Origin of the sequence: Streptoverticillium olivoreticuli subsp. olivoreticuli, assembly GCF_003391135.1 — a bacterium.
Lineage (GTDB): Bacteria > Actinomycetota > Actinomycetes > Streptomycetales > Streptomycetaceae > Streptomyces > Streptomyces blastmyceticus.
The window spans coordinates 5,762,794-5,788,342 of sequence record NZ_CP031455.1 but is presented as its reverse complement, the minus strand read 5'-3'; the positions used below and the strand labels follow the sequence as shown (position 1 = coordinate 5,788,342).

Here is a 25,549-nt window from a genome sequence, read left to right as displayed (position 1 = left end):
TGCCGCGGGCGCGTCGCAAGCATTCGCAACACAGAGGAGGCGCGTCGATGACCAACTCACCCGACACTCCCGTCCCCACACCCAACACCGACCAGGAGCCGTCCGCCCCGCACTCGGACGAGCGCGAGACCTTCCGCCCCGCGGTCGACTATCGGCCCGACGAGCGTGCCGAGCAGGCGTTCCTGGCGAGCAAGGTGCACATCGCCCGTACGCACCCCACGCTGCACCCCGCAGAACGGCAGGCCACGCTCACCGAGTTGGCCGAGCGGCTCGGCGAACCGGCGCTCGGGCTGCGCGACCGCGAGGACGCCCCGACGCCCGGCGGCGTCGGCTACGGCGTCTTCTACAACACTCCGTTCAAGACCGGTTTCGCCCAGGGCACTTCCCTCTATTGGGAAGTGATCTGCCCGACCGCGCCCGGTGGCAACGTCAATACGTGGCTCTATCTCACCGCCATGAACAGGGCGGGCAAGGGCCTCGAGGCATTCGTCTCCTATTACGCCCAGGACGCTCCGCGTTTCAAGGTCTTCGACTGGGCGCGCGACGATCACTGGCAGATCGACATTCCATGGTCGTCCCTGGGCAGCTATCTGATGACCAGGTCCGCCCATGGCCAGAACTACCAGGCTCTGGGTGTGTGGAACAGCACCTGGCAGCTCTCCCCCAACCTCTGGCGGAATCAGGCGCTGCTGTGGAATCAAGCCGCCCAGCGGTACGACCTGATCTATCAGTACGACTACGCCGCCGCGCTCGCGGATCAGACCGGAGGGTGGATCGGCTCCTGGGGTCCGATCGTCGAGACCTTCCAGCCGTCGTACAGCCACACCAACCGCTTCGGTGCGCTCCGCACGATGCTGATCACCCGGGACAGCGGCGGCAGTTGGGGCTCCTGGCAGCTGCTGAGCAGCGGCGACAGCTATATCCGCACCGACAACACCGGATTCCGCTCGGTCTTCCTCGACCCGAACTACGCCTTCGCCGTAGAGAGCTGAGCGGGCCGCGATGTCCCGGCCTCCCGGCCCGCCGAGCGACCGCCGACCGGGCGACCCGGAAGCGGAGGAGCCGGCACCGATCGCGGACATGCGGAAGGAATTCGCCCGCAAATCCTCCCGTGAGCCACGGGACCGGGAAGCGGAACGCGCCTTCCTCAAAAACAAGATCGAAATTCTGCGCTCGGACCGGAAGCTCTCGGAATCCGAAAAGGAGGAGGCCGTCGCGGCGCTGCTGCGCGAACTGGACCGGCTGGAGGAAGAAGATCCCGACGGCCGATCATAGCCAACCCCTTTGACCGGGCCCGGATCCCCAGGATCCGGGCCTGATCCAATTTGCGGGGGAACATGTTGGCGAATTTCGACGCTTCGACCCGGGCCCGCCGCCTATAGGTTCACGTCGACCAGTGCAGCGATCCATGGGAGGGAATTCATGAAGCTCATGAAACGCCGCTTGACGTACGCCGCCGTATCCTCGGTCCTCGCAGCCGGCGGGCTGGTGGCAGGCGCGACCGCCGCCTCGGCCGCGCCCGCGCACGTCTCGTCCTGCGACAGCTTCCGCAACACGGGCACCGTCTGGACCGCCAACTGCCGCGTCGACTACGGCAGCACCCAGTCCTGGACCCAGTGCTCCGACGGCACCTGGCTGTACGGCGCGTGGGTCGGCCCGGGCTACTGGATCTTCAGAGGCGACTGCGGCGGACACGGCTACGTGGTGAACTACGGCTGGACCGACAGCTGATCGCGCGCAGCGCACCCTGAGGTTCTCCCTTCGTTCTGCCCCGTCGACCGGTCGGCGGGGCAGAACGCTGCTCCGGGCGTACTCGGCCCTAGGAGTCCAGCCCTGTGACGTGCTCCTGGGTGTGCGCCTCGATGTCCTCCACGGCGCTGTGGACGAGCTGGTGCGTCAGCCCCGACAGGGCCCGCGCCACCGCCAGCTCGTCCCCGATCTCCGGAACGTTCTCGTCCGCCGGATGGCAGCGGGCCGTCCCCTCACCGACCAGCTGCCCCGGCTTCTTGCCCGTGAGCCGGGCCTCGGCCGTGACCGTGTGGTCGTGCTCCTCGATGGTGATCTCCACCGTCCACAACTTCGCACCGCTCATGAGTGGGCTCCTTAACCACCGGCCGCACACCCTGCCACTCTCCACGTTGGCACCGTCTCCCCCCACCCGCACGCCGGGGCGTCCCCGCCGTCTCCGCCCGGGGGGGGCATGCGATACCGGTCTGCGACTACGCTCCGGGCGTGTGACCGAACGTGCCTGTGAGCGAGAGGGACGCATGAGGATCGGTATCACCGGGCACCGGGGTCTGTCCGACGACGTCGAACGGCTTGTGCGGCAGCAACTCGTCGAGGCAGTGAGCGCCCGTACACCCGACGGCCTCGTAGGTGTCAGCTGCATCGCGGACGGGCCGGACGCCTGGTTCGCGCAGGCCGTGCTCGATCACGGCGGCCGGATCGAGGTCGTCGTCCCCGCGGAGCGGTACCGGAACGGCCTGCCCGACTGGCACCACGAGACCTACGACGAACTGCTCCACCGCGCTTCGGACGTCCACCACACGGGCATGGCGGAGTCCGACTCACAGGCACATATGGCAGGCAGTGAACTGCTCATCGGCCTGGTCGACGAGGTGCTCGCGGTGTGGGACGGCCAACCCTCACGCGGCTACGGAGGCACCGCCGACGTAGTCGCCCACGCCATCCGCACCGGGGTGCCCGTGCGCGTTCTGTGGCCGGACAACGCATCACGGGACTGACGCCCCGGCTGACCGGACAACAGGATGAAGCTCCTGGCTTACGCGTCCACTTCGCCCCGACGCGGCGTAGCGTCGAAGGTATGAGCAGCGAGCACTTGGGCGATCGTGTGTACCGGCTTCGCCGAACGGCCGGCCTCACCCAGGAGGGTCTGGCCGGGCGGTCGGGTGTCTCGGTGGACGTGGTGCGCAAGCTGGAGCAGAAGCGCAAGAGCTCCGCCCGGCTGCCGACCCTCCACGCCCTCGCCAAGGGGCTGGGAGTCGAGGTCACCGCGCTGTTGGGCGATCCGCCCGCCGTGCCCTCCACAGGGGAGGCCGAGCCGCCCGCGCTGGTCGCCGTGCGGCGCGCCATCATGCCGCCGCTGTTCGCATCGCCCGTCGAACCGAGTGGAGTGGAGACCCTGTCGCTTCCCCTGCTCCGGGCCGAGATCGCGGCAGCGTGGACGCTGTACCACTCGGCGGACTTCGCCCAGGTGATGGAGATGCTCCCGGGCATCATCGCCGACGCTCGCCTCACCTCCGCCGTGGGAAGCATCGATCAACGTGCCACTGGGCAAGGCGCCTTGGCCAAGTCGCTCCAGCTGGGCGGCCATCTGGCCGTCAGGCTGGGCAAGACGGACTTGGCCCTGTCCAGCCTCGAACGCGCCCTCACCGCTGCCGACTCCTCGGACGACCCACTGCTCGCTCCGATGATCTGCGGCTCGGTCGCGTGGGCGTACCAACGCCAGAACCGGTTGGACGACGCGGGGAGCCTCGCGGTCCACGCGGCCGACAGCGTGGAGCGCGGTCACCTCCACCGCGCGGAAGGGGTACGCGTCTGGGGCGGACTGCTCATGTCCGCCGCTACCAGCGCGGCCCGCTCCGGCGACTACGACACCGCGAACGACATGATGCGTACAGCCGAACGCGCCACCCACCGGCTGTCCACCCTGCCTCCGCCGGCCGACGGCAGGCTGGTGAGCGTCTTCAGCAAGTCATCCGTACGGATCGAACGCGTACGCCTGGCCGTCCAGCACGCCCGCCCCGAGGAGGCCCTGCGGCTCGCGAGCGGCATGCGGCTGAGCACGGATACTCCGCTCTCCTGGCGCACCTGGCTGCTCCTGGACGTGGCCCGTGCGTACGCGGACACCGGTAACGCACGGGGCGCCGCCGACTCCTTGACGAAACTCCATCGCCTGGCCCCCGCCTGGATGCGCCACCACACCTTGGCAGTGGCGATCGTCCAGGACCTCCGAGCCGACTCCCCCGGAACCCCGGGGCTGCGCAGACTGGCCGACTTCCTGAACATCGCCGATTAGCGAGGCAAAACTAGGACGTTCCGTCCCTGGGCCATCCGGGTCCGCCGCGAAAACCTTGGGTGACGGGCGAGCAACGCCCGGTCCGCGGAAGGAGCGTCAACATGCTTGGTTTCATCTCCCGGTGGTTCGCACGGGTACGGGCACCCTTCGTACCCGGCACGCCCGGACGGGACCAACGCGCCGACGACGCCACCCCCGTAGCGCCCTCGGCGTCCACCCCCGACGTGCCGAGCGCGTACCGCTCACGCCCGCCGCAAGGCACCACGGGCGAGACCTACCTGTGGGTGACCGCGCACGGCATCGACCTCAAGCCGCACCATCAGCCGACCGCGCCACAGGGAGTGCCAGTCATCGGAATGTTCGTCATCGACACCGTCACCGGAGGCGCCGGAAAAGTAACGGCCGTGGACGGCAACGGAATGATCAGCATCCAGCACCCCAACGGCCACGCCTGGAGGTCCTGCACCGTCCGCCCCGCCGACCGGGTGGAGCGGCTCAACCTCCTCGCTGCGGACGCCTTGGCCGCGCAGCGCACCATCCAGTGGTCGGACGACTAGAAACACCCATCGCGCTTTCCCGCACCACAGCCTGGAGGAAGCACGACCATGACCTACACCTCCGACTGGCCGCGCGACATCCCGGTCGCGGTCAACGACTGCTACGGCGATCCGTTCATCATCGAGCAGGTCCCCGGCACGCTGGACAAGGTCCAGCAGCTGATGGACCAGACAGCGCCCATCGCGCTGTTCACCAAAGCACCGCTGAACCCAGCGGTGTTGCCCTACCTGCGTGACATCGCCGCCAACCCGATGGTGATCCCGTTCTACTCTCTGACAGGCCTCGGTGAAGGTGGCTACGACTTCGACCATCGGCGCCGCATGATCGACACCATGGGCGCCATCTTCGGCGATGTCGTGATCCTCACCCGGCCGATCATCGCCGGCCGCAACGACCATCCCGACAACCTTGCCCGCCTCGTCCGTGTGGCCGCCGAGGGAAGCCGGATCATGGTCCTCGGCGGCATCCATGACGCGAAGAAGCGCAAGCGCATGGACAACGATGTCGAGCAGATGCTGTTCGACATGTGCCGGGCCGGGGGTGTACGGGCCTTCCACAAGTCCAGCTGCCTCGGCGCCTACCTCTACGGCCTGGAGTGCTGGAACCACGACATGGGCACTCCACGGAACCTGAACGCCCTGCCGGAACTCGGATACGCCCACACCCTCGACGAGGACGGCGGCATTGTTCTCGGTGAAGCTTCGACCGGCGACCTGAACTTCCTGCGCATCCTGACCATGTCGGAGATCAGGGCCGGGTCGATCATCAGCAACTACAACCTGCTGACCGTCCCCAGCGGTGACCGCCCGTACGAGTGCACATCCAGCTGGATGGAGTGGTCGGAAAACATCGACACCTGCCTCGGCTGCAGCTACTGCATCATCCTGCAGATCGAGTACCTGAAGAAAACGCCCCGGAAGGTCGGCACCCACCCCAGAGACATGATCGCCACCATCCGGAGCGCCGACGGGGCAACGGACTTCTCCCGGTTCCGCAAGACGAAGCTGCCCGGCCCCGGGGACCAGCTCCACTCCTACGGTGATGTGCGGGTGGTGAAGTCATGCATGCGGCACGCGTACGATGCAGCGCCATGGCGCGGAGCGACAAGGATGACGGTGTGATGCCCGGGACCTCAGGTGCAGCCGCCCAGGGCAGAGAGTTCTGGCAGAAGCTGGACGCCTTCACCCAGGAGGCGGAGCTGAGGATCGACCGGCCGAAGTCAACGCCGCACCCACGCTTCCCCCAGTACGTCTACCCCGTCGATTACGGGTACCTCGACGGCACACAGGGCGGCGACGGCGAAGGGATCGACGTCTGGCGCGGCACGGGGGAGCCCCATGTGGTCGGCGTGGTCGCGACCCTCGATCCGTTCAAGAGGAATGCCGAGATCAAGATTCTCTTCGGGTGCCTGCCGGAAGAGATCAAGTCGATCGAGGACTTCTACGACGGCCAGCCACAGTCCGCGCTCCTCGTTATCCGCCCCAGCATGACCCTGCCGCCCGGCACGGGCGAGAACGGACAGGCGAGATAGCCCTGTTGTTCGGCGGATGCAACCCGCACGCCGTCGCCGCGGCCCCGTTCCGTCGAGGAAAGGTTGTGACGCGATTGCGAGTCGACTGGGCCACACTCCCCGAAGCCGTGCGCGCCGCGATCGAGCAGCGGAGCGGTGCCGTGCGGGCCGTGCAGGACATTCCGTACGGGATCACCTGCCGGTTCGCCGCGGCGCTGCGCACCCGCTCCGGGGCCGTCTTCGTCAAAGGCGTGCCCGTCGACGACGAGCGAGGGCGGACGGCTCAAGCACAGGAAGTGGCCATGAGCGGCGCCGTTCCCCGCGCGGTCGGGCCGCCGTTTCTGTGGCAGGTGGTGGCGGGCGGGTGGGACGTGGTCGCGTTCGTGTGGGTGGACGGGCGGCACGCCGATCTGGCGCCCGGGTCCCGTGACCTGCCGCTCGTCGCGGACGTCCTGCGCAAGGCGCAAGCGCTGCGCGCGCCCGCCGACCTCCCGCCGCTGGCCGACCGTTGGCCCGATCTCGGTGATGACGACCGCGCCCTGCTGGCCGGGGAGACCCTGCTGCACACGGACACCAATCCGCACAACCTCCTGGTCGGCCCGGAGCGGGCCTGGCTGATCGACTGGGCGATGCCCGCGTCCGGCCCCGCGTGGGTCGACGTCGCGTACACAGCGGTACGGCTGATGGAGAGCGGCCACGCTCCCGGCGACGCCCTCGCCTGGGCCGGCGCCTTCCCCTGCTGGCGGGCCGCGGACCCGCGCGCCGTCGCGGTGTTCGTGGAGGCGACGTGCCGGCAGTGGTCGGCCAGGGTGGGGGTACGCGGCGCCCGTGCGAGCAACGAGCGGTTCGCCGCGCTGCCGACGACGTCCCGTCAGCGCCGCCTCGACCCGCCGCGCGACACCGACAGCAGCCACGCCACCCCCAGCAGGGCCACCACGATCAGGCCTCCGTCGGACAACAGCGTGTAGAGATGCTTCTGTTCACCCGTGGGGCGCGGGATGTAGCCGTGGTCGAACAAGGCGTGCTGCTGCGGGCTCGCCGTCAGGACGTACACCAGCCAGACGGCGATGCCGCTGACCGAGTCCCACAGTGCGTGCAGCACGGACACGCCCGCGTACGTGCCGACGACGCGGCCGGTGAGGCGGAAGCGGCCGGCCTCGCGGTCGGCCAGCAGGGCGCCGCCGAGGATGGCCGTCCACAGCCCGTGGCCGAAGGGGGCCAGCAGACCGCGCAGGATCTCCGTCTCGACCAGGCCGCGCAGCGACATCCCGTGCAGGGTGAAGAGCGCGTTGAAGGCGTAGCCCGCGCTCTCGAAGGCGGCGAAGCCGAAGCCGACCGCCGCGCCGAGCACCAGGCCCGCGCGCAGGCCGTGGATCTCGCGGTGGCGGCGCAGCACGAACATCAGGGCGGCCGCCTTGACCGCCTCCTCGATCAGGCCCACGCCGAGGAAGAGCCAGAGGGAGGGGTGCAGCAGGTAGTACTCCAGGACGGACGCGCCGAGCACCCCCAGCACGCCGCCGACGACGAAGCAGCCGAGCAGCACGTCCAGCCCGAGGCCACGCTCCTTCTCGTAGGCCCACAGCGCGAAGCAGAAGGGGACGAGGAAGCTGCCCAGCAGGATGAGGGTGGGCAGCAGGTTCGTGTTCTGCGTCGCGTAGGTGACGACGAGGGCGAGCACCCACAGCGCCAGTCCGCCGAGGAAGCAGCGCCACCACATGGCCCGCGGGGCGGGGGCGGCGGGCGGGCCGCCGCGCCACTGGGCGGGCGGGCCCACCGAGGGCATCAGACGCCGGCCCGGAGCACGGACAGGGCGCCGCCCGCGAGCCGGAGCGTCAGCATCCGGTGGCCCTCCATGGACCGCTCGGACACTTCCAGGCCGAGCGTCCCGCCGTAGAACTCCTCGGCGCGCTCGGTGTCGTTCACCGCGAAGCTGCCGAATGCCTCGGTGTCCTTGAACATGGGTCGCGTTCCTTCCCTCGTACCGCGTGGTGATCAGCGGGTACGAGTCTTCGGCCCGCGCGCGTACGGGCCGCCGCCGAACCGCGGCGGCCCGGCGGAATGGCCGTGCCGATTCGCCCAGGAGAGGGACCGGAGAGGGAGTCGCCCGCGCGGCGGTGCGCGTCGTGCGGTCACATCGGCCCGGCGCGGTACGTCATAGGGGAGCGACGAGGGAGCAGCAGATGAAACTCACGATCTTCGCGGCGACCGGCGGCATCGGCCGGCGCCTTCTCGAACAGGCGGTCGCCGCTGGCCACGAGGTCACGGCGGCCGTACGCAGCCCCGCCACGCTCATGACCCCGCAGGTGCGCATCGTGACGGCCGACCTGGCGGCCGCCGGTCCGCAGACACTGCGGGCCGCCGTCGAGGGGGCCGACGCGGTCCTGTCCGCCCTCGGTCCCCGGTCGGGAGCCGAGGTCGGGGTGGCCCGGCAGGGCACGCAGGCGATCGTCACGGCGATGCGGGCGGCGGGGGTGCGGCGCCTCGTCGTGGTGAGCGCGGCGCCGGTCGGCACGGTGCCGTCGCCCGGCCGCCCGAGCCCGCCCCGGCACGATCCGGGCGACGGCTTCCTCATGCGCCACCTGGGCGCGCCCCTGATCAAGAGGGTGCTGCGCGAACGCTATGCCGACCTCGCCGCGATGGAGGACGTCCTGCGGGACAGCGGACTCGACTGGACGGCCGTGCGACCGCCCCGGCTGACCGACGAGCCGCCGGCCGGCGCGTACCGCACGGCCTACGGGCAGAACGTGCGCGGCGGCCGCAGCATCCCCCGCGCGGATGTCGCCCACTGCATGCTCCACGTCCTCGAACGCCCCGACACGATCGGCCGGACGATCGGGCTCGCGACGTAGGGCCACCGCCGGAAAGACGGCAGGCCACCGCCGGACACGCGTCCGACCGGCCCCGGCCGTGCGGGATGATGGAGGCATGCGGATCATGTTCGTCGGCGACTCCATGACGATCGGTAGCGCCGGTGACTTCACCTGGCGCTACCGCATGTGGCAGCACCTCAACGCCTCCTACGGCGGCCCGTACAAGATCGTCGGGCCGCGCGAGGAGCTGTACGAACCGGCCGCCGACGCGCCCGTCTCCCTCGACTACGGCGACCCGGACTTCCCCGGGCGCGCCCGCGCGCACCTCGCCGGCTGGGGCGAGGGCTGGCAGCACATGGCGCCGCTGATCGAGGACGCCGTACGGGCCGGGCGGGCCGACACGCTGCTGGTCTCGCTCGGCCTCATCGACCTCGGCTTCTACACCGACGCCGGGCAGACCGCCGCCAACGTCCGCCGCTTCCTCGCCGCGGCCCGCGAGGCGAACCCGCGCGTACGGGCCGTGCTGATGCCCGTCATCCCCAACGTCCGCGCGCTGGCCGACCCCGACTTCGCGGCCGAGGTCGAGCGGTTCAACGAGCTGCTCGGCAAGGTGGTCGCCGACCTCGACGCCCCCGGTTCGCCCCTGCTCCTCGCCTCGCACCCGCGGGACTGGGACATCGACGGCGACACCTACGACGGCACGCACCCCAACGCGTCCGGCGAGCACCGGATCGCCGCCGCGTTCGCCGAAGCGATGCACCAGGCGTGGGACGTGGGCGGGCCGTACGAGGGCCGCCCGTAGCGGCGTACGGCACCGCGACTCCGACGCCCCGTCAGGCGTGTGGCTCTTGATCGGAGCGCACTCGAAGGCGTTGGCTGGTTGCCATGGAGTACACGCAGCTCGGACGCACGGGGCTCAAGGTCGGCCGGATCGTTCTGGGGACGATGAATTTCGGTCCCCAGACGGACGAGGCCGACAGCCACGCCATCATGGACGCCGCGCTCGACGCGGGCATCAACTTCTTCGACACCGCCAACGTCTACGGCTGGGGCGAGAACAAGGGCCGCACCGAGGAGATCATCGGCACCTGGTTCGCCAAGGGCGGCGAGCGGCGCGACAAGGTCGTCCTCGCCACCAAGGTCTTCGGCCACATGGGCCCCGACGGTCCCGTCTGGCCCAACCGGGACCATCTGTCCGCCCTCAACATCCGCCGCGCCGTCGACGCCAGCCTCAAGCGGCTGCAGACGGACCACATCGACCTCTACCAGTTCCACCACGTCGACCGCGGCACGCCGTGGGACGAGATCTGGCAGGCCATGGACGTCCTGATCCAGCAGGGCAAGATCCTCTACGTGGGCTCGTCCAACCACGCCGGCTGGCACATCGCGCAGGCGAACGAGGCGGCCCGGCGCCGCAACGCGCTCGGCCTCGTCAGCGAGCAGTGCCACTACAACCTCGCCGAACGGCGCGCCGAGATGGAGGTCATCCCGGCCGCGCAGGCGTACGGGCTCGGCGTCATCCCCTGGTCGCCGCTGGGCGGCGGCCTCCTGGGCGGCGCCCTCCGCAAGCAGCGCGAGGGCGGCAGCGCCCGCACGGCGTCCGGGCGGTCGGCGGACGCGCTCGCCAGCACGCAGGTCCGTGAGCGGATCCAGGCCTACGAGGACCTGCTCGACAAGCACGGTCTCGCGCCGGGTGAAGTTGCTCTGGCCTGGCTCCTCACCCGGCCGGGGGTGACGGGGCCGATCGTGGGGCCGCGCACGTCCGATCAGCTCTCTTCCGCGCTGCGGGCGGTTGAGCTGAAGCTTTCGGAAGAGCTGCTCGGGGAACTGGACGCGATCTTCCCGGGGCCGGGGCCGTCGCCGGAGGCGTTCGCCTGGTAGGCGGCGGGGCTTTTTCCCCTACCCGCCCCTTCCCGAACTGGGGCTCGTGCCCCAGGCCCCCGGCTGCGGGTCCGTTGCCGCCTGCGGCGGGGGCGCCCTGCGGGCGCGTCCTCAAACGCCGGACGGGCTGGATTTGCGCACCCCGGGGGTCTGGGGGCGGAGCCCCCAGTTTCGGGAAGGGGCGGGGCTGGGGAAAAAGCCCGCCGCAGGCGCAACGGACCCGCACCCACAGGGGGCAAAACTCACCTCACCGCAGCCACCACGGCAACAACGACAAGCATCACGGCAAGCACACCGGTCATGATCCGGTTCCTGGTCTTCGGGTCCACCCCTTGAGCGTAACCGCCACGCGTAACCGCTCAGTGCCCCAGCCCCCACGCCGCCACCGTCTCGTAGCGCGGCCGCTCGCCGCGGATGCCGGACGCGGGAAGGACGCTGCGGACGAGTTCTAGGCGGTCGACCGTCCACGGCGTACCGGCGAAGTCCGCGAGGCCCTCCGCGTACGGGCGCAGGTGCACCGGGTCCGTGGCGCGGGCGAGTGTGAGGTGGGCGCGGAAGTCGTGCGTGCTGTCCACCGCGACCCCGGCGCGGCGGGCCCCGGCGGCGGTGGAGCGGGCGAGGTCGCGCAGCACGGTGCGTTCGCCGTCGGCGCCGACCCACAGGATCCGGTCGCCGAACCGCCCGCCGCCGGCGAACCTCAGCTCGTGCGGCGGGTGCCGGTGCGCGGCGCGCGCGAGCCGCTCGGTGAGCTCGGGCAGCAGCGCCTCGTCGACCTCGCCGAGGAAGGCGAGGGTGAAGTGCCAGGTGCGGGGCTCGGTCCACCGCAGGTGCTCCGCGCCGGGCAGCGAGTGCAACGGGTCGACGGCGGCCGCGAGTTCCGCGACGACCTCCGGCGGCGGGCTCACGGCGGCGAAAAGTCGCATGGGGTCAGTGTGCTCCCCCGTCGCCGGACGAGCTTCGCAAAGCCCGTCCGGCGCGTGAGGGCGGCCGTGACGGCGGCCTCAGGCGGCGGTCGTCAGCACGCGCGCCGGCTCCTTGGGGACGAACGCGACATGCGGATGGCCACGGCGCAGGTCGATCTTCAGGCGGAGTCCGCCCAGCCGGGCCAGGACGACGCCGACGCCGACCGCGGCCAGCGCGGAGACCGCGCCGCCCGCGCAGAAGCCGACGCGGGCGCCGTACTCGTCGGTGACCCAGCCGACCAGGGGGGCGCCCAGCGGGGTGCCCCCCATGAAGACCATCATGAACAGGCTCATCACCCGGCCCCGCATCGCGGGATCCGTGGCGAGCTGGATGCTCGAGTTGGCGGTGACGTTGATCGTCAGTCCGCACATCCCGATCGGCACCAGCAGCAGCGCGAAGAGCCAGAACTCGGGTGCCAGCGCGGCCGTGATCTCCAGCAGGCCGAAGAACAGGGCGGCGCCGACGAGCAGGCGCAGCCGTGAGGTGCCGCGCCGGGCGGCGAGCAGGGCACCGGCCAGCGAGCCGCCCGCCATCAGGGTGTTGAGCAGGCCGTAGGTGCCGGCTCCGGCGTGGAAGACGTCGTTGACGTACGCCGTGAGCCAGATCGGGAAGTTGAAGCCGAAGGTGCCGATGAAGCCGACGAGCACGATCGGCCAGATCAGGTCGGGGCGCCCTGCGACATAGCGCAGGCCCTCGCGGAGCTGGCCCTTGCCGCGGGGCGCGCGGTCGACCTTGTGGAGCTCGGCCGTGCGCATCAGCAGCAGACCGGTGATGGGGGCGATGAAGGACAGGCCGTTGAGCAGGAACGCCCAGCCGCTGCCCACGGCGGTGATGAGCACACCGGCGACGGCGGGGCCGACGAGGCGGGCGGACTGGAAGTTGGCGGAGTTCAGGCTGACGGCGTTGCGGAGGTCGTCCGGGCCGACCATCTCGACGACGAACGCCTGCCGGGCGGGGTTGTCCAGGACGGTGACGAGGCCGCCGGCGAGGGCGGTCAGATAGACGTGCCAGACCTGCACATGGCCGGAGAGGGTGAGCGCGGCGAGCGCGAGGCCGGTGACTCCCATCGCGCTCTGGGTGATGAGGAGCAGCCGCCGCTTGGGGCACCGGTCGGCGATGACGCCGCCGTAGAGCCCGAGGAGCAGCATGGGCAGGAACTGCAGGGCCGTGGTGATGCCGACGGCGGTGGAGGAACCGGTGAGGCTGAGGACCAGCCAGTCCTGGGCGATGCGCTGCATCCAGGTGCCCGTGTTGGAGACCACCTGGCCGGTGGCGAAGAGCCGGTAGTTACGGATCCTCAGTGAGCTGAACGTGCCGCCCTTGGGTTTGGTCAGGGCGGTGGTGCGTATGTCGTCGGGGGTGTTCGGTGCGGGTGCGGAGTCTGCTCCGGGTCCCGTACTCAAAGTGGGTTCGCCTCCTCACTTGTGTGGGTGTTACAGGTGCGCGAGCTTCTCCAGTACGGGTGCGGCGGCGCGCAGCGTCGCCCACTCGTCCTCGTCGAGCTTCCCGACCAGTTCGCTGAGCCAGACGTTGCGCTTGCGCCGGCTCTCCTCGAGCATGGCCTCGGCCCGCTCGGTCTGGGTGACCACCTTCTGGCGGCGGTCCTCGGGGTGCGGCTCAAGCCGGACCAGGCCCTTGGCCTCGAGCAGGGCGACGATGCGGGTCATCGACGGGGGCTGCACGTGCTCCTTGCGGGCGAGCTCGCCCGGGGTGGCGTGGCCACAGCGGGCGAGGGTGCCCAGCACCGACATCTCGGTGGGGCTGAGCGACTCGTCGACCCTCTGGTGCTTGAGCCGACGCGACAGACGCATGACACCGGAGCGCAGGGAGTCCACTGCGGCGGTGTTGTCTTTGGGGTCAGGGTCCGACATGTTCCTTAGGTTAACTCATTACCCGCGCTAAATAAAGCGGGAAGGCAGGGGCGCTCGGGGCGGGACGGGGGCGTCCGGCAGCAGGGGGCCCTGGGGCGGAACGCGTGCGCCCTGTCGCGCTCCCGCCCGCGCGGTTCCAGCCGTCCCGGCAGTGGCCCCACGACATGAGGGGCGGCCGGGTGCGTGTGCACCCGGCCGCCCCTCACGCGCGTACTGCCGCTGTCGCTACTTCACGCCCAGCATCTGCTCGATCGGGTTGAGCAGGAAGTAGACGAGGAAGCAGAGCCCGACCACGTTCAGCAGCCAGGGGATCTCCCGCGCCCGCTTGTCGGCGATCCGCAGCAGGATGAAGGCGAGGACGCCGATGCCGATGCCGTTGGTGATCGAGTACGTGAACGGCATCGAGATGGTCGTCAGGAACGCGGGGATCGCGATCGTGAAGTCGCTCCAGTCGATCTCCTTGACGTTGGCCGCCATGATCAGGAAGCCGACGACGAGCAGCGCGGGCGTCGCCGCCTGCGAGGGGACGATCCTGGCGAGCGGGGTGAAGACGAGGGCCAGCAGGAAGAGCCCGCCGGTCATCAGGTTCGCCAGGCCCGTGCGGGCACCCTCGCCGACGCCCGCCGTGGACTCCACGAAGCAGGTGTTGGCGGAGGCCGAGCCGAGGCCGCCCGCGGCGACGGCGACGCCGTCGACCATCAGGATCTTGCCCATGTTGGGCAGCTGGCCGTTCTCGTCGGTCAGCCCGGCCTCCTCGCCGACGCCGATGATCGTGCCCATCGCGTCGAAGAAGCCGGACAGCAGCACGGTGAAGACGAAGAGGCAGCCGGTCAGCCAGCCCACCTCGTGGAAGCCGCCGAAGAGGCTGACGTTGCCGACGAGGCCGAAGTCGGGGGTGCCGACGACGCTGTCCGGCACCTGCGGGATGCTCAGGCCCCAGTTGGCGTCCGGGATCGTGGCCAGCGAGTTGATGACGATCGCGATGAAGGTCATCACGACGATCCCGATGAGGATCGCGCCCCGCGTCCTGCGGACCACGAGGATGAACGTCAGCGCGAGGCCGACCGCGAAGACCAGCACCGGCCAGCCGTGCAGCTGCCCGCCCTCACCGAGGCCCATCGGCACGGTGGTGTGCGCGCCGTCCGGGTTGCGGGTGACGAAGCCGGAGTCGACCAGGCCGATCAGCGAGATGAACATGCCGATGCCGATGGCGATCGCGCGCCGCAGCCCGCCCGGGATCGCGTCCATCACGCGCTGCCGCAGACCGGAGGCGACCAGCAGCATCAGCACCAGACCGGCAAGCACCACCATGCCCATGGCGTCGGGCCAGCTCATCTTGGGCGCGAGCTGGAGCGAGACGACGGCGTTGATGCCGAGGCCCGCGGCGCAGGCGATCGGCACATTGCCGATCACGCCCATGAGGACGGTGGAGAGCCCGGCCATCAGCGCGGTGGCCGTGACCAGCTGACCGTTGTCGAGCTGGTGCCCGAACTTGTCGTGGCCGGCCCCGAGGATGATCGGGTTCAGCACGATGATGTACGCCATCGCAAAGAAGGTGGCCAGTCCGCCGCGCAGCTCACCCGTGATGGACGAGCCCCGCTCGGTGATCCGGAAGTACCGGTCGAGCGGATTGCCGGGCGGCGTGGGGGGCGACTGCTGGGCGTCGACCGGGGAGGTGGCCGAGGAGGGCATACGAGACCTCAGTCGTACGGGCCTGGGGGGAGGCGGGGGCAGCTGGGGGAGAACGGAAAGGATCTTGATTGGACGATCGAACGAAAGAATCCCATCAGATCCGGTTCGATTCAGTATGAATAAACAAACGCGGAATTGCTATCTCCGCGCGTAGACCCCTATAGGGCAAGGGCTCCCCCCGTGGCCGCCACGGGCGCGCCGGACCGCACGGACTAGGCTTTGCGCCATGACGAAGTGGACACCCAGGCACGAGGCACCGGAGCCGCTGGAGGGGCCGGTGGTGGCCACGATCACCGGTGGCACGATCTTGTGGTTCGTCCTCTTCTTGGCGCAGCTGCCGTTCTATGGCTGGTTCGAGGACCACGGACATCTGTGGTGGGTGTGGACGTGCGCGGCCGGGGGCGGGCTGGGCTTGATCGGCATCTGGTACGTGCGCGGGCGGGACGCGGCGATCCGTCGGCACGCGGCTGCGCAGGACGATGGCGTAACGGGCTGAGGTCCGCTTCCGCCTGCGGCGGGCTTCTCCCCACCCCGCCCCTTCCCGCAACTGGGGCTCCGCCCCAGACCCCGAAGCACGCTTCGCGCGCTGTCCTCAAACGCCGGCCGGGCTGAAATCAGCCCGTCCGGCGATTGAGGACGCGGCCGCAGGCCGCTCCCGCCGCAGGCGGCAACGGAGCTCAGCCCAGCCCGAAAGGTCGGTTCGGCGGGTAGATCTGCCGAACCGCCCGTACCGTCGGACTCATGAGCGATCCCGCCCACCCCCCGGCACCGCACACCGGCCTCACCAAGGCCGAGGTCGCCGAGCGCGTGGCGAGAGGCGAGGTCAACGACGTCCCCGTGCGCTCCTCGCGCTCGACCGCGGAGATCGTCCGGGCGAACGTCTTCACCCGCTTCAACGCCATCATCGGCGTCCTCTTCCTGATCATCCTGGTCGTCGGGCCGATCCAGGACGGCCTCTTCGGCTTCGTGATCGTCGCCAACACCGCGATCGGCATCATCCAGGAGCTCCGCGCGAAGAAGACCCTCGACTCCCTCGCCGTGATCGGCGAGGCGAAGCCGACCGTCCGCCGCGACGGCGTGCCCATCGCGATCGCCACCGGGGAGATCGTCCTCGGCGACCTCATCGAGCTGGGCCCCGGCGACAAGTGCGTCGTCGACGGCGAGGTCGTGGAGGCCGACGGGCTGGAGATCGACGAGTCGCTGCTCACCGGCGAGGCCGACCCCGTGCTGAAGAAGCCGGGCGACAAGGTCATGTCCGGGTCCTTCGTCGTCGCCGGCGGCGGTGCCCACACCGCCACCAAGGTCGGCCGCGAGGCGTACGCCGCCCAGCTCGCCGAGGAGGCGTCCCGCTTCACGCTCGTCCACTCCGAACTGCGCACCGGCATCAGCCAGATCCTCAAGTACGTGACGTGGATGATGCTCCCGACCGCCGTCGGCCTCGTCATCAGCCAGCTCGTCGTGCAGAACCACGACTGGAGGGAGGCGGTCCGGCGGATGGTCGCCGGCATCGTGCCGATGGTCCCCGAGGGCCTGGTGCTGCTGACCTCCGTCGCCTTCGCGATCGGCGTGATCCGGCTGGGCCGGAAGCAGTGCCTGGTCCAGGAGCTGCCCGCGATCGAGGGCCTCGCCCGCGTCGACACCGTCTGCCTCGACAAGACCGGCACCCTCACCGAGGGCGGCATGGACGTGAGCGAGCTGCGGGTGCTGCTGAAGAGCGCGGACGAGGCGTACGTACGCCAGGTGCTCGGCGCCCTCGGCGAGTCCGACCCCCGGCCCAACGCCAGTCTCCAGGCCATCATCGACGCCTACCCCGACGGCTCGGGCTGGCGCTGCACCGAGTCGCTGCCCTTCTCCTCCGCCCGCAAGTACAGCGGCGCCGCCTTCAACGGCCCCGACGCCGAGAGCAGCAACTGGCTCCTCGGCGCCCCCGACGTCCTGCTGCCGGACGGCCACCCCTCCCTTTCCGACGTCGAACAGCTCAACGCCCAGGGGCTGCGCGTCCTGCTCCTGGCCCGTGCCGAGCGCGAGCTCGACGACCCGCGCGTCGTCGAGGGCGTACGGCCCACCGCCCTCGTCGTCCTCGAACAGCGGCTGCGCCCCGACGCCGGGGAGACCCTGCGCTACTTCGCCCGGCAGGACGTCTCCGCCAAGGTCATCTCCGGTGACAACGCCGTCTCCGTCGGCGCCGTCGCCGCCAAGCTCGGCCTGCCCGGCGCGGAGGCCCCCGTGGACGCGCGCCGGCTGCCCGCCGAGAAGGAATCCATGGCCAAGGCCCTGGAGGCCGGTGCCGTCTTCGGCCGCGTCTCCCCGCAGCAGAAGCGCGACATGGTCGCCGCCCTCCAGTCCCGCGGCCACACCGTCGCCATGACCGGCGACGGCGTCAACGACGTCCTGGCGCTCAAGGACGCCGACATCGGGGTCTCCATGGGCTCCGGCTCCGAGGCGACCCGGGCCGTCGCCCAGATCGTCCTGCTGAACAACAGCTTCGCCACCCTGCCGTCGGTCGTCGCCGAGGGGCGCCGGGTCATCGGCAACATCACCCGGGTCGCGACGCTCTTCCTGACCAAGACCGTCTACTCCGTGCTGCTGGCGATCCTCGTCATCTGCTCCCGGGTGCCGTATCCCTTCCTGCCGCGCCATCTGACCCTGCTGTCGACGCTCACCATCGGCGTACCGGCCTTCTTCCTGGCCCTGGCCCCGAACACCGAGCGCGCCAGGCCGCACTTCGTGCGCCGGGTGATGCGGTACGCCGTCCCGGCGGGGCTGGTCGCGGGTCTGGCCACCTTCGCCGCGTATCTGATCTCCCGGGCCTACTACACCGGGCCGGACACCCTCGCCGCCGAGACCAGCGTGGCGACGCTGACGCTGTTCCTGATCTCGATGTGGGTCCTCGCGATCATCGCCCGGCCCTATACGTGGTGGCGGATCGCCCTCGTCCTCGCCATGGGCCTGGGCTTCCTCGTCGTACTGGCCACGCCCTGGCTCCAGCGCTTCTTCGCGCTGAAACTGGTGGGCACGACCATGCCGTGGACCGCCGTCGCGATCTCCGCGGTGGCGGCCGTGGCGCTGGAGCTGGTGTGGCGCCTGGTGGGACGCCGCTTCCCCGCCTGACGTCCGGGCGTTTAAGCCTTCGCCTTCTCGTCCTCCAGGAACTCCTTGATCTGCTCGCGCAGCTCGGGGCCTTCCTGGTGCTTGTGCACGGAGACGGCGTGCTGGGTGGCGGCTTCGAGGACCTCGTCCTCTTCGCCGGTGATGGTGAGCGTGCAGTTGGTTTCGCTGGGGAATCTGCGGCAGTCGGCGACTTTTCTGGTCATGACGGCCTCCTGGGTGGGTCCTCTTCCAGGGTAGATCGGGGTGGTGCGCGGCCTGGGCTCCGCCCTGGGCCCTCGTTCCCGGTGCGGCCCGGAGGTTCTGTTCCCCTACCCCGCCCCTTCCCGAAACTGGGGCGCGTGCCCCAGACCCCCGGCCGCCGGTCCGTTGCCGCCTGCGGCGGGAGCGCCCTGCGGGCGCGTCCTCAAACTCCCCCAGCTACCTCCCCCAGACTCCGTCCGGGGGTGCCCCCAGAGGTGCCCCCACGGGCTGGATTTACGCACCCTCAGTCGAACCAGCGTGCCCGGGCCAATTCCGTCGTGCGGGACAGGTCCTCCAGCAACGCCGCCGCCTCGAAGCGGCGGGACCACGCGCCGGACGCCCACGCGAGGCCCGCCGCCACGCCCTCCAGCGTCGTCGCGTGGAGCACGCCGTCCTGGCCGTAGCACCAGTCGAGCTCGACGCCGCCGACGACGAGCCCCTCGTGCTCGACGTACGTGGCCGGCGCGCCCGGCAGCAGCGCGCGGACGCCCTCGGGCACGCTCCGCGGCGCGCCCTCGCCGTCGGGGACGCGCACCGCGAAGACCTCGCTCAGCCGTCGCACCTGGAGCAGTTCCGCCAGCTCCGCGGCGCGCGCGGGCCGTACGGGCAGCAGCGGGCGCCCGGCCGCGAGCGGGAGCACGTCGGGGGCGTCGGCGACCAGCGCGTCCGCGGCGTCGACGACCCGGACCTCGCCGTCGACGACGGCGCGGAGCTCGTCCGGCAGGGTGACCTGGTCGGGGTCGAGCTCGGCCAGGATGCCGTAGACGGCGTGCAGTTGGGCCGCGTCGACCGGGCGGTCCTCGTCGGCGAGCCGCGCGAGCAGCTCCGCGGCGCCGCCCGGCTCGTCGAGGAGGGCGGCCACGGAGGTGCGCACGCCCAGCGCCCGCAGCACCTGGTCGTCGGCGAGGCCGGCCGCGTCGGCCGGTTCGTACAGCCCGCGCAGCAGCGGGTCGCCGCCCGCGACGCGCAGCCCGGCGGGCCTGCGGCCGTCCAGGACGGGGTGGCCGCGCAGCCACCACGCGGTGTAGGGCCGTACTGACTCGGTCGTGCCGTCGGGCAGCAGGACGCGCACGGGCGCGGTCAGCGCGTCCCGCAGCGGCGGCTGCGCCAGCATCGCGAGCGCCCGCGGCCAGGCGTCGTCGTCGACGAGGTCGAGGTCGCGCACGGCGACGATCTCGGTGGCGACGGGCGGCACGGAGGTGTCGGGCAGCTGGTCCAGGACGTCCTCGCACCAGACGTCGACGGCTTCGAGCAGGCCGACGTCGTCGGGCTCGGCGAAGTCGGTGTCGCGCGGCTCCAGTTCGTCCGGGTCGAGGACGACGTCCGTGGCGCGCACGAGCGCGAAGGTGGCCATCACCCCCACGGCGGCCAGCGGCTGCTCGCCCCAGCGTTCGGCCAGCGCGGCGTCGCAGGCGGCGAGCTCGCCGGGGCGGATGACGCTCTCGAAGGGGCTGCCGGGCAGGACGAGTTCACCGGCCGGGGCCGGCTCGCCGTCCTCGTCGGGCAGGGCGAGCGCGGCGAGCCAGGGCTCGTCGCCGGGGGCGAGGTTCGCGTCGCGGACGAGCGCGAGGACGGTCTCCGCGAGGGCCTCGCTGTCGAGGGTGTCCTCGTCCCAGATCTCGTCGGCGTCGAGCGACCCGGCGACGGCGGCCCGCACCTGAGGGGTCGTCAGGATCGCGCGGGGCGAGGCGGGCGTGGCGCCGAGCTTCTCCAGCAGCTGGTGGGCGGCGTCGGGGTGGACGACCTTGAGGCCGAGCCTGGACAGCCGCTCCGTGCCGCCCGGCGGCGGCAGCAGGACCTGCCGGGGGCCGATGGCCGTACGCCCTCCTCCGGCGAGGGGCACGGGCAGTCCGCTGAGCCGGTCGGGGTCGACACCGGCGAGGCTGTCGTAGAGCCGCCGCCACCACGAGGGTTCGCGCTCGACGCCCGCGAGGCGGTCGACGGCCTCGCCCAGCGGGACCCGGGTGACACCGAGGGCGCGCAGCTCGGGGCGGCGCTCGAGCCCGGCGGGCAGCAGGCTCGGGAACAGCTCGCCGAGCACGGCGGCGGTCTCCGACCCGGCGCCCTCCACCACCTCGGCCTCGACGGGCCGCAGCGGCTGGGCGTACGCGTCCCGCGCCTCCTCCGGCACGTCCGCGGGCCGCACGGCGCGCGGCAGGAAGGCGACGCGGGGCAGCTGCTCGAGGACCTGGCGGCGCACCTCCGCGTCCACGGCGCTGCTGGCCAGCGGCGACGGGACCAGGTCGAGGGTGCCGGTGGACACGGGCTGCCAGTCGCGCAGCAGCGCGGTGTAGGACTCGGCGGCGCGCTCGACGAGGAAGTCCGTCAGCGGGCCGGGGGCGGTGTGCCTGCGGGTGGGTTCGAGGGGGAACGTCGCGATGAGGAGCGCGGGCAGGCCCAGCGGCTCGTCGGTGGGGGTGGGCGCGTGCAGCACGGGCGCGGTCTCCGGCCGTGCGGGCGCGCCGTCCGGGCCCACCGGCACCGCCCAGGCCAGCGACCAGTGGGGGCGCAGCTTCTCCTCCACCGGCCGGTCGGCGAGCAGCTCCGGTTCCAGCCGGCCGCCCGCGCGCTCGACGCGCCAGCGGGTCGTGGCGCCGCGCGCGGTGTCGCGGACGAGGACGTACGGGCTCTCGTCGCGCCGGTCCAGGATGCGTACGGGCTCGCCGGGCATCTCCACGACGACCTCGGCCAGGCCGGGCAGGGCCAGCAGCAACGCGTCGTCGATCCCGGCCAGCAGACGCCTGGTCAGGTCCTCGGCGGCGCCGTCGCGCAGCGGGAGGACGACCACGGTCTCGTAGCCGTCGGGCGCGGAGCCCTCGGCGGGCAGCGGGAGCCGCAGCAGCGGCACATGGCCGTCGCGGCGGCGGATCTCCTCGGCGAGGTCGCGGTTGCCCGCGGCGGCCCCGGCGGCGAGGGCCTGTGCCTCCGCGAGGGACCAGCGGACGCCGCCGGAGCGGCCGACGACGGCGGGCTCGTCACTGACGGCCAGCACCGCGGAGAAGCCCACGCCGAACCGGCCGACCGCCTCCCGGGCGTCGTCCCGCTTCGCGGAGGCCCGCAGCGTGGCCAGGGACGCGACGCCCGCGGAGTCCAGCGGGGCACCGGTGTTGGCGGCGGCCAGCACGGCGGGCGCCCCGGCCGTGGCGGGGTGCAGGGTCAGGCGCAGCCTGCCGCGCACCCCGGCGCGGGCGGCGGCGTCGGCGGCGTTCTGGGCGAGCTCGACGACGAGGCGGTCGCGGTAACCGCCGAGGACCAGGTCCTCCTCGGCGTTGGCGTCCTCCCGGAACCGCGCGGGGGCGGTGATCCAGGAGTCCAGCGCGTTGCGTCGCAGCCGCGCGGTCCCGAACGGGTCCGTCCCGTCGGCTTCGCGGGGCGCGGATCGGATGCCGCTCACGTGTTCTCCCTGACCTTGGGGGTTGTATGGCCGAACGTACCGCTACGTCTTCCGCGCTTTCCGCCGGGTGCGGTTGCGGGTATCGGATTACCCCATTAATGAGGGTGCCTGGTCATGACCCCGCCGTCGCCGTCCGCCCGCCGCTGCCGCGGCGGGTTTCACCCACCCGCACCACTCGATACGCCGAAGGTGAAGGGTGGACTTTCCGGTGCCGCCGACTCACCGTCGGCGACGCCGAGGCCGCCCGCCGGCAGAGGGGGCGGGCCCGCGGGGCGCCGCGCCGCAGGCGCGGACAGAGCCGCGGCTACGAGTGACCGAGCTCCTCGTCCGGGCCGTCGGGCTCGACAGAGCCCTGCCGCACCGGATGCAGCTGCAAAGGATCCACCAGCGTCTCGTCGATCACCGGAAGCGAGGGCCGCGGAGCCTTCGGCATGACCGCCGCCTCGGAGTGCCCGCCGCAGCCGTACGCGAGCGACACGACATGGCCGTCCGCGGGCCCGAACTCGTTCGCGCAGATGCCGAACGCCTGCCCGAGGGAGCCGCCGAGCCGGACCAGGAAGCCACAGCTGACGCAGGACGCCGGGGCGGCCTGGGCCATGGGGGTCTTCGCGCCGTGGGACTCGTCCCAGCGGTCGGCCGCGGAGTAGAGGCCGTAGCGGGAGAGGACGCGCGCGCGCCGCATGCCGAGCTCCTCGGCGACGGCGGCGATGGAGCCACGGGCGGGGGGCACGGCCTGGACGGCGGGGGAACCGACGGTGACGTCGGCGTCCTCGGCCTCGGCGAGGCGGTCCATCTCCTCGGCGAGGGCGGAGTTCGGCGGCGGGGTGTCCTCGCCGGTCCAGCCGGGCTCCAGGCGGAGGTCGTCGGCCTCGGTGGGCAGCAGGTCGCCGGGGCCCATGTCACCGGGGCGCAGCCGCTCGCTCCAGGGGACCCACTCGGGGGCCAGCAGGGCGTCGGGGCCGGGCAGCAGGACGGTCTCGTCGAGGGTGACGGCCTTGGCGCGGGAGGCGCGGGCGACGGTGACGGCCCAGCGCCAGCCGCGGTAGCCGGGGTCCTCGCAGGCGAAGTAGTGGGTGACGACGCGGTCCCCGTCGGCGACGACCTCGACGTGGTCGCCGACCATGCCCGGCAGCGCCGCTTCCTCAGCGGCCGTACGGGCGAGTTCGACCGCCTCGGCGCACAGGCGGTCCGGGGTACGGCTTCGCATCGCAGCACTCACAAGAATCGATTCTCTCTTCCACGCCGTCTCACGAGTGCGCCAGCCGAACGGCCGGGTCGGCGGACGGAGCGGACCGGAGGACCGCGTCGACGTCCGCGCCCGAACGGCCTCGGGCGCACCTAGTCACTCCCATTCTGCGGGATCCAGACTCGGTGCGCGGCCAAGAACGACCACCGGTGGCGCGCTACGCACGCTACCCCGCCAGGACACCCGGGGGATACCCGGGCTTCGGCGAGCCCCCCGACGGGCTGCCGGTGAGGGCGCCTGGCACGCCCCGCGGAAGTACCGAAAGTGCCACGCCCCGTGGCAGTTGGGGCAGTATGGCGTGGTGGGAGCCATCCGGTCAGCCGAAGGCGGTCCGCTCCGCCGTACGGCCCGGGGCGCCGGCCGCGTGTTGCGCAGCCCGTTCGCATGGGCGGCGCGGGGCGTCCGCAAGGCCACGCACGCGCACGGCGCGGGCGAGTCGGGGCTGGGCAAACTGATCGAGCTGCACGCCGTGCACTCGGCGGGCGACATGCTGATCACGGTGGCGCTGGCGTCGACGGTGTTCTTCTCGGTGCCCACGGACCAGGCGCGCGGGCGGGTGGCGCTGTACCTGGCGGTCACGATGGCGCCGTTCACCCTCCTGGCCCCGGTGATCGGCCCGCTGCTGGACCGGCTGCCGCACGGCCGCCGGGCGGCGATGGCGGGCGCGATGATCACGCGGGCGGTGCTGGCGCTGATGATGTCGGGCGCGGTGGCGAGCGGCGGTCTCGAGCTGTATCCGGCGGCGCTGGGCGTACTGGTGGCGTCGAAGGCGTACGGCGTGGTGCGGTCGGCGGTGGTGCCCCGGCTGCTGCCACCGCGCATCTCCTTGGTGAAGGCCAATTCGAGAGTGACGCTCGGCGGGCTGCTGGCCACGGGTGTGGCGGCCCCGCTGGGTGCGGGGCTGCATCAGCTGGGGCCGCAGTGGCCGCTGTACGGGGCGTTCGTCGTGTTCGTCGGGGGCACGCTGCTGTCGTTCTCGCTGCCGCACAAGGTGGACTCCTCGAAGGGCGAGGCGCGGGCGCAGCTGGTCTCGGGCGAGCACCGCCCCCACCTGCGGCCCGCGCTCGAACGGCACCGCGGCGCCGTACGGCGCAAGGGCGCCCCGAAGCGGCAGCGGAAGAGCTCCAAGGCCCCCCGGCCCGGTCTGCGCACCGTGGGCAGCTCGGTCCTGCACGCCCTGCAGGCCAACAGCGCGATGCGCATGCTGTCCGGCTTCCTCACCTTCTTCCTGGCCTTCCTGCTGCGCGTACACCCGATCGGGGGGCTGAGCCCGGCGTTCTCGCTGGGCATCGTGGCGGTCGCGGCGGGCGGCGGCAACGCCCTGGGCACGGCGATCGGCGCGCTGCTGCGCTCCCGCGGCCCGGAGAAGACGATCGCGCTGGTGCTGACGCTGTCCCTGGGGGCGACGGTCGCCGCGGCGGCCTTCTTCAGCGCCTTCTTCGTGGCGGTCGTGGCGGCCGTCGCGGGCATCGCGCAGGCGCTGGGCAAGCAGTCGCTGGACTCGCTGATCCAGCGGGACGTTCCGGAGGAGGTGCGGACGTCGGCGTTCGCCCGTTCCGAGACGCTGCTCCAGATGTGCTGGGTGGTCGGCGGGGCGATCGGCATCCTGCTGCCGCTCAACGGCACCCTGGGCATGGCGGTGGCCGCCGGGGTCCTCGCGCTGGGCGTGGCCACTGCCGTACGGGGCCTGCTGACGGCGGCCCGGCGCGGCTCGCCGCACCCGCGCGTGGCGTGACGAGGCGGGCCCGATAGCCTGCGCGCATGACCGATGCGTTTTTCCAGGGCAAGCGCCGACGTGCCGCTGCCGCTGTCGGCGCCGTCGCCTTCGGCCTCGTCGCCCTTTCCGCCTGCGACAAGCCGACGCCCCTGGCAACGGTGACCGTCGGCACCACCACGGTGACCACCGAGGCCGCGTGCTTCGACGAGAGCAAGACGCTCGACGAGGCCGCTCTCCAGAAGTGCCTGGCCGACAAGTCGGTCAAGAGCATCAAGGTGAAGCAGGGCGACAAGATCCGCGTGGGCGTCGAGCCCAAGATCGCTGAGGAGAGCTGGTTCCTGGTGGCCGGCAACCAGCCGCGCTCCAACCAGACGAAGCAGACCTACACCTCGCTCAACGGCGACCAGCTCTTCTACAACCAGCAGATGGGCACCCTGGACAAGTCCACGGTCCTGTCGGTCGTCAGCAAGAACGGTGTGTGGAGCGTCAAGCTCGAGCTCGACAAGGACTGACGGCC

26 protein-coding genes are annotated in these 25,549 nt (G+C 71.6%); 16 read left to right on the top strand and 10 right to left on the bottom strand.

Going from position 1 to position 25,549, the window contains the following annotated elements; genetic code table 11:
* The first annotated feature begins 47 nt into the window (after window positions 1–47).
* The 3 genes from DXZ73_RS25725 (at window position 48) to DXZ73_RS25715 (ending at window position 1,731) form a co-directional block, all read left to right on the top strand.
* Complete coding sequence (locus tag DXZ73_RS25725; protein ID WP_116213418.1) at window positions 48–992, top strand: hypothetical protein; 945 nt, start codon at window positions 48–50, stop codon at window positions 990–992.
* 88 nt (window positions 993–1,080) lie between these two features.
* Window positions 1,081–1,275, top strand: a complete 195-nt coding sequence (locus tag DXZ73_RS25720) for a hypothetical protein (RefSeq protein ID WP_162890329.1) — start codon at window positions 1,081–1,083, stop codon at window positions 1,273–1,275.
* Between the two features lie 147 nt (window positions 1,276–1,422).
* Window positions 1,423–1,731 carry a hypothetical protein gene (locus DXZ73_RS25715; RefSeq protein WP_240351486.1) on the top strand — a complete coding sequence of 103 codons (309 nt, stop codon included), beginning with the start codon at window positions 1,423–1,425 and terminating at the stop codon, window positions 1,729–1,731.
* Window positions 1,732–1,819: 88 nt separating this feature from the next.
* Here the strand turns inward: DXZ73_RS25715 and DXZ73_RS25710 are convergent, their stop codons facing one another.
* On the bottom strand, window positions 1,820–2,092 hold the full coding sequence (locus DXZ73_RS25710; protein WP_116213416.1) for a DUF1876 domain-containing protein: 273 nt from the start codon (window positions 2,090–2,092) through the stop codon (window positions 1,820–1,822).
* 175 nt (window positions 2,093–2,267) lie between these two features.
* Between DXZ73_RS25710 and DXZ73_RS25705 the strand changes: the two genes are divergently transcribed.
* The 6 genes from DXZ73_RS25705 to DXZ73_RS25680 all read left to right on the top strand — a co-directional run bounded on the left by DXZ73_RS25705 (window position 2,268) and on the right by DXZ73_RS25680 (window position 7,075).
* On the top strand, window positions 2,268–2,744 hold the full coding sequence (locus DXZ73_RS25705) for a hypothetical protein (protein WP_205519228.1): 477 nt from the start codon (window positions 2,268–2,270) through the stop codon (window positions 2,742–2,744).
* Between the two features lie 80 nt (window positions 2,745–2,824).
* Window positions 2,825–4,039 carry a helix-turn-helix domain-containing protein gene (locus DXZ73_RS25700; protein WP_116213415.1) on the top strand — a complete coding sequence of 405 codons (1,215 nt, stop codon included), beginning with the start codon at window positions 2,825–2,827 and terminating at the stop codon, window positions 4,037–4,039.
* A gap of 101 nt (window positions 4,040–4,140) precedes the next feature.
* Entirely contained in the window at window positions 4,141–4,596 is a 456-nt protein-coding gene (locus tag DXZ73_RS25695; RefSeq protein WP_116213414.1) for a hypothetical protein, read from the top strand.
* A gap of 48 nt (window positions 4,597–4,644) precedes the next feature.
* Window positions 4,645–5,718, top strand: coding sequence for a hypothetical protein (locus DXZ73_RS25690; RefSeq protein ID WP_116213413.1), 1,074 nt, complete (start codon window positions 4,645–4,647; stop codon window positions 5,716–5,718).
* Window positions 5,688–6,128, top strand: a complete 441-nt coding sequence (locus DXZ73_RS38835; RefSeq protein ID WP_205519227.1) for an inorganic pyrophosphatase — start codon at window positions 5,688–5,690, stop codon at window positions 6,126–6,128. The genes DXZ73_RS25690 and DXZ73_RS38835 overlap by 31 nt, the downstream gene beginning before the upstream one ends.
* A 65-nt stretch (window positions 6,129–6,193) precedes the next feature.
* On the top strand, window positions 6,194–7,075 hold the full coding sequence (locus DXZ73_RS25680; protein WP_205519226.1) for a phosphotransferase family protein: 882 nt from the start codon (window positions 6,194–6,196) through the stop codon (window positions 7,073–7,075).
* Here DXZ73_RS25680 and DXZ73_RS25675 read toward each other — a convergent pair.
* Complete coding sequence (locus DXZ73_RS25675; RefSeq protein WP_116213412.1) at window positions 6,979–7,890, bottom strand: PrsW family intramembrane metalloprotease; 912 nt, start codon at window positions 7,888–7,890, stop codon at window positions 6,979–6,981. The two genes, DXZ73_RS25680 and DXZ73_RS25675, sit on opposite strands and share 97 nt — an antisense overlap.
* Window positions 7,890–8,066, bottom strand: coding sequence for a hypothetical protein (locus DXZ73_RS38355; protein WP_162890328.1), 177 nt, complete (start codon window positions 8,064–8,066; stop codon window positions 7,890–7,892). The genes DXZ73_RS25675 and DXZ73_RS38355 overlap by 1 nt, the downstream gene beginning before the upstream one ends.
* A 221-nt stretch (window positions 8,067–8,287) precedes the next feature.
* Between DXZ73_RS38355 and DXZ73_RS25670 the strand changes: the two genes are divergently transcribed.
* The 3 genes from DXZ73_RS25670 (at window position 8,288) to DXZ73_RS25660 (ending at window position 10,798) form a co-directional block, all read left to right on the top strand.
* Window positions 8,288–8,956 (top strand): NAD(P)-dependent oxidoreductase, encoded by a 669-nt coding sequence (locus tag DXZ73_RS25670; RefSeq protein ID WP_116213411.1) that lies wholly within the window; start codon window positions 8,288–8,290, stop codon window positions 8,954–8,956.
* Between the two features lie 76 nt (window positions 8,957–9,032).
* Window positions 9,033–9,719, top strand: a complete 687-nt coding sequence (locus tag DXZ73_RS25665) for a GDSL-type esterase/lipase family protein (RefSeq protein ID WP_116213410.1) — start codon at window positions 9,033–9,035, stop codon at window positions 9,717–9,719.
* 83 nt (window positions 9,720–9,802) lie between these two features.
* The gene (locus tag DXZ73_RS25660; RefSeq protein WP_116213409.1) at window positions 9,803–10,798 is read left to right on the top strand and encodes an aldo/keto reductase; all 996 of its coding nucleotides are present in this window, start codon (window positions 9,803–9,805) and stop codon (window positions 10,796–10,798) included.
* Between the two features lie 359 nt (window positions 10,799–11,157).
* On the opposite strand, the gene thpR is transcribed toward DXZ73_RS25660, so the two are convergent.
* The 4 genes from thpR to DXZ73_RS25640 form a co-directional block, all read right to left on the bottom strand.
* Complete coding sequence (thpR, locus tag DXZ73_RS25655) at window positions 11,158–11,721, bottom strand: RNA 2',3'-cyclic phosphodiesterase (RefSeq protein WP_116213408.1); 564 nt, start codon at window positions 11,719–11,721, stop codon at window positions 11,158–11,160.
* A 78-nt stretch (window positions 11,722–11,799) separates the two neighbouring features.
* The gene (locus DXZ73_RS25650; RefSeq protein ID WP_116213407.1) at window positions 11,800–13,164 is read right to left on the bottom strand and encodes an MFS transporter; all 1,365 of its coding nucleotides are present in this window, start codon (window positions 13,162–13,164) and stop codon (window positions 11,800–11,802) included.
* A 30-nt stretch (window positions 13,165–13,194) separates the two neighbouring features.
* Window positions 13,195–13,632, bottom strand: a complete 438-nt coding sequence (locus DXZ73_RS25645; RefSeq protein WP_116213406.1) for a MarR family winged helix-turn-helix transcriptional regulator — start codon at window positions 13,630–13,632, stop codon at window positions 13,195–13,197.
* Between the two features lie 225 nt (window positions 13,633–13,857).
* Window positions 13,858–15,324: an NCS2 family permease gene (locus DXZ73_RS25640; protein WP_116213405.1), complete on the bottom strand. Its 1,467-nt coding sequence runs from the start codon at window positions 15,322–15,324 to the stop codon at window positions 13,858–13,860.
* A 226-nt stretch (window positions 15,325–15,550) separates the two neighbouring features.
* Here DXZ73_RS25640 and DXZ73_RS25635 point away from each other — a divergent pair, with 226 nt between their 5' ends.
* Together DXZ73_RS25635 and DXZ73_RS25630 are read left to right on the top strand one after the other, a co-directional pair.
* A complete protein-coding gene (locus tag DXZ73_RS25635) occupies window positions 15,551–15,820 on the top strand; it encodes a DUF2530 domain-containing protein (RefSeq protein ID WP_116213404.1) in 270 nt (89 codons plus the stop codon).
* 245 nt (window positions 15,821–16,065) lie between these two features.
* Window positions 16,066–18,435 carry an HAD-IC family P-type ATPase gene (locus DXZ73_RS25630; RefSeq protein WP_116213403.1) on the top strand — a complete coding sequence of 790 codons (2,370 nt, stop codon included), beginning with the start codon at window positions 16,066–16,068 and terminating at the stop codon, window positions 18,433–18,435.
* An 11-nt stretch (window positions 18,436–18,446) separates the two neighbouring features.
* Here DXZ73_RS25630 and DXZ73_RS25625 read toward each other — a convergent pair whose 3' ends face one another.
* The 3 genes from DXZ73_RS25625 to DXZ73_RS25615 all read right to left on the bottom strand — a co-directional run bounded on the left by DXZ73_RS25625 (window position 18,447) and on the right by DXZ73_RS25615 (window position 23,276).
* A complete protein-coding gene (locus tag DXZ73_RS25625) occupies window positions 18,447–18,638 on the bottom strand; it encodes a DUF1059 domain-containing protein (RefSeq protein ID WP_116213402.1) in 192 nt (63 codons plus the stop codon).
* 281 nt (window positions 18,639–18,919) lie between these two features.
* Window positions 18,920–22,069, bottom strand: coding sequence for a sacsin N-terminal ATP-binding-like domain-containing protein (locus tag DXZ73_RS25620; protein ID WP_240351484.1), 3,150 nt, complete (start codon window positions 22,067–22,069; stop codon window positions 18,920–18,922).
* A 304-nt stretch (window positions 22,070–22,373) separates the two neighbouring features.
* Complete coding sequence (locus DXZ73_RS25615; protein WP_116213401.1) at window positions 22,374–23,276, bottom strand: DUF3027 domain-containing protein; 903 nt, start codon at window positions 23,274–23,276, stop codon at window positions 22,374–22,376.
* Between the two features lie 340 nt (window positions 23,277–23,616).
* On the opposite strand from DXZ73_RS25615, the gene DXZ73_RS25610 reads away from it, so the two are divergent.
* Window positions 23,617–25,050: an MFS transporter gene (locus DXZ73_RS25610; protein ID WP_116215848.1), complete on the top strand. Its 1,434-nt coding sequence runs from the start codon at window positions 23,617–23,619 to the stop codon at window positions 25,048–25,050.
* Window positions 25,051–25,076: 26 nt separating this feature from the next.
* Window positions 25,077–25,544, top strand: coding sequence for a DUF2771 domain-containing protein (locus DXZ73_RS25605; RefSeq protein ID WP_116213400.1), 468 nt, complete (start codon window positions 25,077–25,079; stop codon window positions 25,542–25,544).
* Window positions 25,545–25,549: the final 5 nt, after the last annotated feature.

Coding starts and splice junctions, on each gene's coding strand:
- DXZ73_RS25630 (WP_116213403.1), top strand. CDS start 16,066: ATGAGCGATCCCGCCCACCCCCCGGCACCGCACACCGGCCTCACCAAG.
- thpR (WP_116213408.1), bottom strand. CDS start 11,721: ATGCGACTTTTCGCCGCCGTGAGCCCGCCGCCGGAGGTCGTCGCGGAA.
- DXZ73_RS25690 (WP_116213413.1), top strand. CDS start 4,645: ATGACCTACACCTCCGACTGGCCGCGCGACATCCCGGTCGCGGTCAAC.
- DXZ73_RS25675 (WP_116213412.1), bottom strand. CDS start 7,890: ATGCCCTCGGTGGGCCCGCCCGCCCAGTGGCGCGGCGGCCCGCCCGCC.
- DXZ73_RS25615 (WP_116213401.1), bottom strand. CDS start 23,276: ATGCGAAGCCGTACCCCGGACCGCCTGTGCGCCGAGGCGGTCGAACTC.
- DXZ73_RS25715 (WP_240351486.1), top strand. CDS start 1,423: ATGAAGCTCATGAAACGCCGCTTGACGTACGCCGCCGTATCCTCGGTC.
- DXZ73_RS25665 (WP_116213410.1), top strand. CDS start 9,033: ATGCGGATCATGTTCGTCGGCGACTCCATGACGATCGGTAGCGCCGGT.
- DXZ73_RS25710 (WP_116213416.1), bottom strand. CDS start 2,092: ATGAGCGGTGCGAAGTTGTGGACGGTGGAGATCACCATCGAGGAGCAC.
- DXZ73_RS25695 (WP_116213414.1), top strand. CDS start 4,141: ATGCTTGGTTTCATCTCCCGGTGGTTCGCACGGGTACGGGCACCCTTC.
- DXZ73_RS25660 (WP_116213409.1), top strand. CDS start 9,803: ATGGAGTACACGCAGCTCGGACGCACGGGGCTCAAGGTCGGCCGGATC.
- DXZ73_RS25725 (WP_116213418.1), top strand. CDS start 48: ATGACCAACTCACCCGACACTCCCGTCCCCACACCCAACACCGACCAG.
- DXZ73_RS25605 (WP_116213400.1), top strand. CDS start 25,077: ATGACCGATGCGTTTTTCCAGGGCAAGCGCCGACGTGCCGCTGCCGCT.
- DXZ73_RS25670 (WP_116213411.1), top strand. CDS start 8,288: ATGAAACTCACGATCTTCGCGGCGACCGGCGGCATCGGCCGGCGCCTT.
- DXZ73_RS25705 (WP_205519228.1), top strand. CDS start 2,268: ATGAGGATCGGTATCACCGGGCACCGGGGTCTGTCCGACGACGTCGAA.
- DXZ73_RS25645 (WP_116213406.1), bottom strand. CDS start 13,632: ATGTCGGACCCTGACCCCAAAGACAACACCGCCGCAGTGGACTCCCTG.
- DXZ73_RS25625 (WP_116213402.1), bottom strand. CDS start 18,638: ATGACCAGAAAAGTCGCCGACTGCCGCAGATTCCCCAGCGAAACCAAC.
- DXZ73_RS25635 (WP_116213404.1), top strand. CDS start 15,551: ATGACGAAGTGGACACCCAGGCACGAGGCACCGGAGCCGCTGGAGGGG.
- DXZ73_RS38835 (WP_205519227.1), top strand. CDS start 5,688: ATGGCGCGGAGCGACAAGGATGACGGTGTGATGCCCGGGACCTCAGGT.
- DXZ73_RS25640 (WP_116213405.1), bottom strand. CDS start 15,324: ATGCCCTCCTCGGCCACCTCCCCGGTCGACGCCCAGCAGTCGCCCCCC.
- DXZ73_RS25720 (WP_162890329.1), top strand. CDS start 1,081: ATGCGGAAGGAATTCGCCCGCAAATCCTCCCGTGAGCCACGGGACCGG.
- DXZ73_RS38355 (WP_162890328.1), bottom strand. CDS start 8,066: ATGTTCAAGGACACCGAGGCATTCGGCAGCTTCGCGGTGAACGACACC.
- DXZ73_RS25700 (WP_116213415.1), top strand. CDS start 2,825: ATGAGCAGCGAGCACTTGGGCGATCGTGTGTACCGGCTTCGCCGAACG.